Source organism: Streptomyces sp. NPDC043870, assembly GCF_056435785.1.
Genome location: NZ_JBWKDT010000023.1, coordinates 1 through 8869, shown reverse-complemented (window position 1 = coordinate 8869; position 8869 = coordinate 1). Strand labels below are relative to the sequence as shown.

Below are 8869 nucleotides of genomic sequence, written 5' to 3'. Positions count from 1 at the left end.
CCCCCCCCGCCCCTTCCCCCCCCCCCCCCCCCCCCCCCCCCCCCCCCCCCTCCCCCCCCCTCCCCCCCCCCTTCCCCCCCCCCCCCCCCCCCCCCCCCCCCCCCGCCCGCCAGGATGGTGGGCTCGACCTCCTCGTAGCGCCGACGTTGTGCCGCGGCTTCGCGGTGGGACAGGCGCGTGCCCAGCCAGCCCGCGAGGAAGCCCGCCGGGACCGAGACCAGGCCCGTCGTGGTGAACGGGAACCAGTTGAAGTCGTGGTCGGGGAAGACGGACTGCGGGGAGCCGGAGACCAGATTGGTGCCGGTCGTCAGGATGAGCACGGTGGCGGTGCCCACGATGAGGGTGCTGAGCAGGCCCGTACGCGTGTAGCCGCGCCAGAAGAGGCTGTAGACGAGCGCCGGGGCGACCGCGGACGCGCCGACGCAGAAGGACAGCGTGACCAGCGCCTGGAGGTTCCCGTCGCGGACGAGGGCCGCGACGGCGATCGCGACGAGGCCGACGCACGCCGCCGCGCCGCGGGCCACGACCATCTCGGTCGAGTGCTTCAGCTTGGTCCTGCGCAGGCCGTGCGCGATCAGGTCGTGGGCCAGAGTGTTGGCGCAGGCGAGGGTGATGCCGGCGACCGAGGCGAGGAGGGTGAGGAAGACCGCCGTGGCCACCGCCGTGAACAGCAGACTCTCGAAAGTGGTGACGTCCGCTCCGAGGACTGCCTGACTGACCATCAGGAGGGCTGTCTTGCCCTGCGGGTCGCCCGCGGTGAGACCCTGGTGCCCGACGATCGCGGCCGCGCCGAAGCCGATCACGGCGAGCAGCAGGCAGGTCACGACGACGGTCGAGACCGCCCAGGACAACGAGCGGCGCACGGCGGTGGCGTTGCGCGAGGTGAACATGCGCATCGTGATGTGCGGCAGCACCGCGGCGCCGAGCACCACCGTCAGCTGCGCGCTGATCATGTCCAGTTCGCTGCCGCCGAACTGCAGTCCGGCGGTGAGGTACGCGTCTCCCAAACCGCTGCCCTTCTTGGCCGCGTCCAGCAGTGCGGGCACGCTGAAGTCGAAGCGGTTCAGGATGAGTACGGAGATGGCGGTGGCCGCGCCGAGCAGGACGACGGTCTTGACGATCTGGATGAAGGCGGTGCCCTTCATCCCGCCGATCGCCGCGTACGCGATCATCAGGACGCCGAGGAAGACGATGGACCCGGTCTTGAAGCCGTCCGCGTCGAAGCCGAGGACGATGGCGAGCAGATCGCCCGCGCCGGCGAGTTGGAAGATCACCAGCGGCAGCAGCGCGGCCAGGGTGACAACGCACGCGGTGATCCGCACGGCGGGTCCGGGGGTGCGGCGGGTGAGGACGTCGCCCATGGTGAAGCGGCCCGCGTTCCGCAGTGGTTCGGCGAGCAGAAACATCATCAGGACCAGCGAGAGCACGGTGCTCAGGGCGAGCGTCAGGCCGTCGTAGCCGACGAGCGCGATGACGCCGATGGTGGCGAGCACGGTCGAGGCGGAGATGTAGTCGCCGGCGATGGCGAGGCCGCTCTGCATGGGGGAGAGCGAGCGGTAGCCGGTGTAGAACTCGCCCAGGTCGTCGCGATCGGGTCCGGTCATCACGCACAGCAGCAGCGTGACCGTGATGACGGCGATGAAGGCGACGAACGACATGGTCTGGGCGTCGGAGTCGAAGCCGGTCATGCGCGCATGCCTCCCGTCGGCTGCTGCCATCCGGCAGGCCCCGGACGGCTCTGACGGCTCTGACGGGGTGCGGCTGCCTCGGCCGCCTGCTCGGCGTTCTGCCGGATCGTCGTGGCGAGCGGGTCGACGCGGTTGCGTGCGATCCGCTCGTACAGGGCGATCGCCGCGAGGGTCACGGGCAGGGTGAGGAGCCCCAGGAGCACTCCTGTGGTGAGGCCGCCGCTGATCTCGCCGGTCATCAGGTCCGGTGCGTAGCCGGAGAGGATGAGGAAGAGGACGAAGTAGCCGAGCGCCGTGAGGGTCGCGACGCGGCGGAGCCTGCGGTAGCCCGAGCGGAGCCTGCCCAGATCGCCGTTCTCGGCGGGGGAGGGCGGCACCGGCGGTGGTGGTGCGTGCCAGGGCTGCCCCGCCGAGGGGGGCGGCTCGGGAAAGTAGTGGTCGTACGACATCGTGCGGCTCCTTGCGGGCCCTCGCGGACGGGCGGTGTCGCTGTGGGGGGAACCGCGAACGTTACTTGTCGGTAGAGGGCTGGCGTAAGGGGGTTACCGACTGGGCGGTATGTCGTTTCGGCATCAGTCGGATCACATGTCGGTCCGCAGGTCGCGGGGCGCGGGGCGCAGGTGGCAGGTCGCACATCCGGTCGCGGGCCAGCCCCGGCCCGGCGGGTGAGCAGCGCGTGCCTGCCGGCCGGTGAACAGCGCGTGCCTGCCGGCTGGTCGCCGGGGTGCGTGGCCCTCAGGACTCCGGCTTCTCCGTGATGACCGGGAACCTCCGCGGCGCCACGAACAGAAGGACGAGCAGCGCCAGTGCGGCCGCGCCCGCCGCGCCGACGTACACGTAGTCCACCGCCGTCGCCACGGCGCGCCGCAGATGGTCCTGCGGCGCGCCGCTGGCGAGGTCGCGGGCGACCGAGTCCAGATCGCCGGAGCCGCCGAGACGGTCGGTGAGCACCGCGTTGGCGAGTGCCCCGAAGAGCGCCGCGCCGACGCTCTGGCCGACCTGACGGCAGAACAGCACGGACGCGGTGGTCGTCCCGCGCTCGGCCCATGGCACGGTCGACTGGACGCCGATGAGCAGCGGCAGCTGGAAGAAGCCCAGCGCCGCGCCGAGCAGCAGCATGATCAGCGCCGGCTGCCAGGGTTCGCCCGGGTACGGCAGCAGTACCGGAAAGGCCAGCAGGATCAGCAGGGCCGCGGTGATGCCGATGACCGCCGTCCACCGGAAGCCGATGCGGTTGTAGACCCGGTTGGAGAACGCGGCGCTGACCGGCCAGCTCAGTGTCATCACGGACAGGACGAACCCGGCGGCGATCGGGCCGAGTCCGAGGACGGACTGGGCGTACGTGGGGAGGAACACGGTCGGCGCGACCATCAGCAGACCGAGTGCGCCGAGGGCCAGGTTCACCGCGGCTATGGTGCGCCGCCGCCACACCCACCCGGGGATGATCGGCTCTGCGGCCCGCCGTTCGATCAGGACCGTGACTCCCGCGCACACCGCGCTGCCCGCGAGGAGCCCGAGTGAGGGTGCGGAGAGCCAGGGCCAGGCCACCCCGCCCTGCACGAGGGCGGTGAGCAGCAGGGCGCCGGTGAGGAAGACGGCGAGGGCGCCGGGCCAGTCGACACGGGTGCGGGGGCCCCGCTCCCGTACCGGCTCCACGAGGTGACGGCCGATCAGCCAGAGGGCGAGGGCCCCGACCGGCAGGTTGACGAGGAAGATCCAGCGCCAGTCGGCGTACGCGGCGAGCAGACCGCCCACCGCCGGGCCCGCGACCGCCGAGACCGCCCACACCGTGGACAGCTTGGACACGATCTTGGGGCGCTCCTTGAGCGGGTACAGATCGGCGGCGATCGTCTGGATCGTGCCCTGGAGCGCGCCGCCACCCAGGCCCTGGACCACGCGGAAGGCGATGAGCGACGCCATGTTCCAGGCGGCCGCGCACAGCAGGGAGCCGACCAGGAAGAGGGCGATGCCCGCGATCAGGACGGGCTTGCGGCCGAAGGTGTCGGAGAGCTTTCCGTACACGGGGAGGGTGACCGTCACGGCGAGCAGATAGCCGGAGAACAGCCAGGAGAAGACGGAGAGCCCGCCCAGGTCGCCGACGATCTGCGGTACGGCGGTCGAGACGATCGTGCCGTCCAGTGCGGCCAGTGCCATGCCGAGCATCAGTGCGGCGACGACCGGTCCGCGGCGGCCGGTCGCGGACGCCGCGGACGCCGCGGGTGCAGAGGGTGCCGAGGGTGCCGCCCCCGCGGCCGCCCTGCCCCTGCCTGTGCCGGCAGGTCCGTCCCCCGTGCCGGTACGTCCCTCCCCCGTGCCCGTACTTCCCTCGTCCCTGCCCGTGCGGCCTCCGCCCGGGCCCGTGTCGCCCCCGCTCATCAAGATCCCTTCCCTATGCACGTATCTGCGCCGGACACACCCTCTCACTAGCTCCTCGTGCGGCGGGAGGGGTCAGCCGTCACGGGGACGCGCGTAGGCCCGGGGGAGGAGACCCCTAGGGGGACCTCCTTACTTCTGTCCAGGGGTCGTTCGTCCCCCTGGAGGACGAGAGGGACAGGGGCCCTTCCTTAGCTTGGTCTTACGGCGGCGGCCCGGCCTCACCGGCCGCCGTGGGGTGGGGGAAACCCCCGCTCAAGACTGCGCCACGCCCCAGCGCGACGGGACCGTTCCCGCCCGCAGACTCGAACCGCACGCGGCGCGCTCATCGCTGCTCTTCACCGAAACAGGAGACTTACCGTGACAACGGCTGTGACCACTCCCCGGCACGGGGACGATTCAGAAGGTGCGGCGCGTAGCGCCTCGGTCAGGGGCGGTGGTCGGGTGGCGGGAGGGAGTACGGCCGTCGCCGCACGAGCGCGGCAGGTCGTCAAGGCCTACGGCTCCGGCGAGACGCGCGTCGTCGCGCTCGACCACGTCGATGTGGACATCATGCGCGGGCAGTTCACCGCGATCATGGGTCCGTCGGGCTCCGGAAAGTCCACGCTCATGCACTGCCTGGCCGGACTCGACACCGTGAGCTCGGGCGAGATCCACCTCGACGAGACCGAGATCACCCGGCTCAAGGACAAGAAGCTCACCCAGCTGCGCCGGGACCGGATCGGCTTCATCTTCCAGGCGTTCAACCTGCTGCCGACGCTCAACGCCATCGAGAACATCACGCTGCCGATGGACATCGCCGGCCGCAAGCCGGACGCCGACTGGCTGAACCGGGTGGTGGAGACCGTCGGCCTCGCGGACCGGCTGAAGCACCGGCCCACCCAGCTCTCCGGCGGCCAGCAGCAGCGCGTCGCCGTGGCCCGCGCCCTGGCCGCCCGGCCCGAGATCATCTTCGGTGACGAGCCGACCGGAAACCTGGACTCGCGGGCCGGCGCCGAAGTGCTCGGCTTCCTGCGCCGGTCCGTCGACGAACTCGGCCAGACCATCGTCATGGTCACCCACGACCCCGTGGCGGCCTCGTACGCCGACCGCGTCCTCTACCTCGCCGACGGCCGGATCGTGGACGAGATGTTCAACCCCACCGCGGACCAGGTCCTGGACCGCATGAAGGACTTCGACGCCCGCGGGCGGACATCGTGACCGTCCTCAAGACCTCCCTGCGCAACTTCTTCGCCCACAAGGGACGCATGGCGCTCTCCGCCGTGGCCGTCCTGCTGTCGGTGGCGTTCGTGTCCGGCACGCTCGTCTTCACCGACACCATGAACACGACGTTCGACAAGCTCTTCGCGGCGACCGCGTCGGACGTCACGGTCAGCCCCAAGAGCGCGGCGACGGACGACGAGATGCCGGAGACCGGCGTTCCCGAGACGCTGCCCGCGTCCCTCCTCGCGAAGGTGGAGAAGGCCGAGGGCGTGAAGTCCGCCGAAGGCGCGGTCGTCTCCATGAGCGTGACCGTCGTCAACGCGGACAACAAGAACATGGGCTCCTCCACCGGCGCCCCGACGATCGCCGGCAACTGGACGCGGAACGACCTGCGTTCGATGGAGATCACCTCCGGCCACGCCCCGCGGGGCCCCACCGAGGTGATGGTCGACGCCGACACCGCCGAGAAGCACGGGCTGAAGCTCGGTGACGAGCTGCGCACCATCGCTGTCACCGGTGACCTCACGGCGAAGATCTCCGGCATCGCCTCCTTCAAGGTCACCAACCCGGGTGCGGCCGTCGTCTACTTCGACACCGCCACCGCCCAGCGCGAACTCCTCGGCAGGACCGGTGCGTTCACCCACGTCGCCGTCACCGCGGCGCCCGGCGTCAGCCACGAGCAGCTGAAGAAGAACGTCGCCGCGGCCGTCGAGGGGCCGTACAAGTTCCAGACCCAGCAGGAGGCGGCGGACGCCGGCCGTGAGGACGTCGGCGGCTTCCTCGACGTCATGAAGTACGCGATGCTCGGCTTCGCCGGGATCGCCGTCCTCGTCGGCATCTTCCTCATCGTCAACACCTTCTCGATGCTGGTCGCCCAGCGCACCCGGGAGATCGGGCTGATGCGGGCCATCGGATCGAGCCGGAGGCAGATCAACCGCTCGGTGCTCGTCGAGGCGGTGCTGCTCGGCCTCGTCGGCTCCGTCGCCGGTGTCGCCGCCGGCGTCGGCCTCGCCGTCGGGCTGATGGAACTCATGTCCTCGATGGGCATGGAACTGTCCACCCAGGACCTGACCGTGAAGTGGACGACCCCGGCGATCGGCCTCGTGCTCGGAGTCGTCGTCACCGTACTCGCCGCCTACATCCCGGCCCGCCGGGCCGGGAAGGTCTCGCCGATGGCCGCGCTGCGCGAGGCCGGCACACCGGCGGACGGCAGGGCCGGACTCGTCCGCGGCGTCGTCGGCGTGCTCCTCACCGGTGCGGGGGCGTTCGCGCTGTGGACCGCCACCCAGGCCGACAAGGCCGGCGAGGGTTCGAGATGGCTCGGGCTCGGCGTCGTCCTCAGCCTCATCGGCTTCATCGTCGTCGGCCCGCTGCTCGCGGGCGGTGTGGTCCGGGTCATCAGTGCGCTCGTCCTGCGGATCTTCGGTCCGGTCGGGCGGATGGCCGAACGCAACGCGCTGCGCAACCCGCGCCGCACCGGCGCGACCGGCGCCGCGCTGATGATCGGACTCGCCCTGGTCGCCTGTCTGTCGGTGGTCGGATCGTCCATGGTCGCCTCGGCGACGGAGGAGCTCGACAAGTCCGTCGGCGCCGACTTCATCGTCCAGTCGACCAACGACCAGGCGATCGTGCCGAAGGTGCAGCAGGCCCTGGAGAAGGCCCCGCACATCAGCCACGTCACCGAGTACAAGCAGTTCAGGACCAAGCTCACCACCCCGGACGGCAAGACCGAGGAGGAGCGGATCGTCGCCGCCGATCCGACGTACGCGCAGGATGTGCGCCGTGAGACCGTCGCGGGCGAGCTCTCGGCGGCGTACGGGAAGAACGCCATGTCCGTCGGCGACGGCTACGCCCAGCGGCACGGGGTGAAGGTCGGCGACGAGATCACGGTCGCGTTCACGGGCGGCGAGACGGCCAGGCTGAAGGTGGCCGCGATCACCTCCGACGACACCAATGTCGACAAGGGCGCGATGTACACCGGCATCACGACCGCCGCGCAGTACGTCCCCGCCCCGAAGATGCCCAAGAACCGGATCATGTTCGCCTCGGCCGAGGACGGCAAGGAGAAGGAGGCGTACGCCTCGCTCAAGGCTGCGGTCGCCAAGTACCCGCAGTACAAGGTGCAGAACCAGACCGACTTCAAGCAGGACCTGAAGGACCAGGTCGGTCAGCTCCTGAACATCGTGTACGGGCTGCTGGCGCTCGCGATCATCGTGGCGGTGCTGGGTGTCGTGAACACCCTCGCCCTGTCGGTGGTCGAGCGCACCAGGGAGATCGGCCTGATGCGGGCGATCGGCCTCTCGCGAAGGCAGCTGCGCCGCATGATCCGTCTGGAGTCGGTGGTCATCGCCCTCTTCGGCGCCCTGCTCGGTCTCGGCCTGGGCATGGGCTGGGGCACGGCGGCGCAGAGGCTGCTGGCCCTGGAAGGCCTCGGCGTTCTGGAGATCCCCTGGCCGACGATCCTCACGGTATTTGTCGGATCGGCGTTCGTGGGACTGTTCGCGGCCTTGGTCCCGGCATTCCGGGCGGGCCGGATGAACGTGCTGAATGCCATCGCCACGGAATAGCGGCCGGTGGTGACCGGGCCCCTGTGAGCACCTCGTGCACACAGGGGCCCGTTGCGTTCCGCCTCCCTCCGGAAAAGGGAACTGATGCTTCCGAGTTGCTCCGGCCATCGGAATCTGAGCTTTTCTTGAGGGTGCGTTCCAGGCTTCCGGAAGATCCTCAAAACCCCTTCTCCGTACGGATCTTGTGCGCTAATTTTCTTCCCGGAGCCGGCGGGTCCTGACCAGTTCGCCGGTCATTCGCAAATCGGGGAAAGGTATACATGTGAATAAGGTTCAGGCTGCTTTCACCGGCACTGTGCTGGCCGGCGTCGTCGGCTTCGCCTCGGTGACTCCTGCGGTTGCCGCGCCCGCGGACGTGAACGTGAAGACGGCGAACGTGACGGCCGTGACCGGGTCTTCCGTTTCGCCGGAGGGAGAAGTCACCCCGCGTGTCGGGCACCAGGTGCGGCTCAACAAGCTCCGTGCCCTGACCGGCAAGGAGCAGTCCTCCCAGACCGAGTGGTTCAAGTACCTCGACCTCTACCAGCGGGGCTCGAACTACTACCGCTTCGAGTGGTCGACCGACGGCTGCTCCAACGTGACCTCCAAGCCGCTCGGATTCAATTTCTACTCCGCGTGCTGGCGACACGACTTCGGCTACCGCAACCACAAGAAGCTGCGGGTGTTCACTTCGGCGAACAAGCTGCGTATCGACCAGGCGTTCCTGAACGACATGAACCGGGTGTGCAATACCCAGTGGGGTCCCTACACGGACGCGCAGCGCAAGGCGTGCCGTGGCGTCGCCAAGAAGTACTACCAGGCGGTCAGGACCTTCGGCGAACTCCGCGATTAGTCGTCCCGTAGCCTGGAAGTCAGGCCGGCCCGGGGGGGGGGGGGGGGGGGGGGGGGGGGGGGGAGGGGGGGGGGTGGGGGGGGGGGGGGGGAGGGGGGGGGGGGGGGGGAGGGGGGGGGGTGGGGGGGGGGGGGGGGGGGGTGGGGGGGGGGGGGGGGTGGGTTGGGGGGGGGGTGGGGGGGGGGAGGGGGGGGGAGGGGGGGAAG

Annotated in this window: 6 protein-coding genes; 3 read left to right on the top strand and 3 right to left on the bottom strand. The window is 70.3% G+C overall.

The genetic code is table 11. The annotated features are described in order from the left end of the window. The 3 genes from AC0699_RS25115 to AC0699_RS25105 form a co-directional block, all read right to left on the bottom strand. On the bottom strand, positions 1 to 1688 hold a 1688-nt coding region (locus tag AC0699_RS25115), incomplete at its 3' end, for a sodium/solute symporter (RefSeq protein ID WP_478664171.1). Beyond that, positions 1685 to 2137, bottom strand: coding sequence for a DUF485 domain-containing protein (locus tag AC0699_RS25110; protein WP_478664169.1), 453 nt, complete (start codon positions 2135 to 2137; stop codon positions 1685 to 1687). The genes AC0699_RS25115 and AC0699_RS25110, both read right to left, overlap by 4 nt. 286 nt (positions 2138 to 2423) lie before the next feature. Next, entirely contained in the window at positions 2424 to 4064 is a 1641-nt protein-coding gene (locus AC0699_RS25105) for an MFS transporter (RefSeq protein ID WP_478664167.1), read from the bottom strand. Positions 4065 to 4421: 357 nt separating this feature from the next. Here AC0699_RS25105 and AC0699_RS25100 point away from each other — a divergent pair, with 357 nt between their 5' ends. From AC0699_RS25100 to AC0699_RS25090, 3 genes are all read left to right on the top strand, one after another. Further along, on the top strand, positions 4422 to 5261 hold the full coding sequence (locus AC0699_RS25100) for an ABC transporter ATP-binding protein (RefSeq protein ID WP_478664164.1): 840 nt from the start codon (positions 4422 to 4424) through the stop codon (positions 5259 to 5261). Next, a complete protein-coding gene (locus AC0699_RS25095; protein ID WP_478664162.1) occupies positions 5258 to 7831 on the top strand; it encodes an ABC transporter permease in 2574 nt (857 codons plus the stop codon). Before AC0699_RS25100 ends, AC0699_RS25095 begins: the two co-directional genes overlap by 4 nt. Before the next feature lie 262 nt (positions 7832 to 8093). Beyond that, positions 8094 to 8663: a phospholipase gene (locus AC0699_RS25090; RefSeq protein ID WP_478664160.1), complete on the top strand. Its 570-nt coding sequence runs from the start codon at positions 8094 to 8096 to the stop codon at positions 8661 to 8663. Positions 8664 to 8869 lie beyond the last annotated feature (206 nt).